Annotated in this window: 1 pseudogene; it reads left to right on the forward strand. The window is 82.0% G+C overall.

The window, feature by feature from the left end:
• Positions 1-31 precede the first annotated feature (31 nt).
• A pseudogene (locus tag WCS02_RS21000) lies at positions 32-589 on the forward strand (hypothetical protein); the annotation flags it as partial.

Here is a 589-nt window from a genome sequence, read left to right on the forward strand (position 1 = left end):
ACGGCCGTGGGCCGGGGCATAGTCTCCGCCCGTGCCCCGGCCCGTCCTCGTCGCCGAGCCCGCGGCGGGGCTGCCCGGGCGGCCGGCGGACCTCCTGCCCGCCCTCGCGCACCTGGCGGGCGGACGGCGGCTCACCGCGCTGGCGGGCTCCTGGTCCGGCACGTCGGTGCTCGTCGCCGCGGACCCGGCGGAGGTCGTCGAGCGCCACGACGTGCCGACCCGGCCCGAGCTCGCCGCGCTGCTCGACCGCACCGGTCCCCTGCCCAGCACCGTCCCGACGGGCTCGGCCGTCGGCGGGGGCTGGTCGGTCCTGCTCGGCCACGCGCTGGGGCGGAGCACCGGGCGGGTCCGCACCCCGCCGGCCCCGCGCACGGGACCCCGGCTGCCCGAGCTGGTCCTCTCCCGGTACGACCACCTGCTGCGCCACGACGGCACCCGCTGGTGGACCGAGGCGCTGGACGAAGGCGACGGTGTCGCGACGGCCCGGGCACGCGACCTCGCGGCGGAGGCGGCCTCGGCGTGGGCCCGGTGGCGCGAGGCCCCCCGGGGGCCGGGCGCGGTCCGCCTCGTCGCCGCCCCGGACGCCGCG

The sequence above is a fragment of the Aquipuribacter hungaricus genome (genome assembly GCF_037860755.1).
Lineage (GTDB): Bacteria > Actinomycetota > Actinomycetes > Actinomycetales > JBBAYJ01 > Aquipuribacter > Aquipuribacter hungaricus.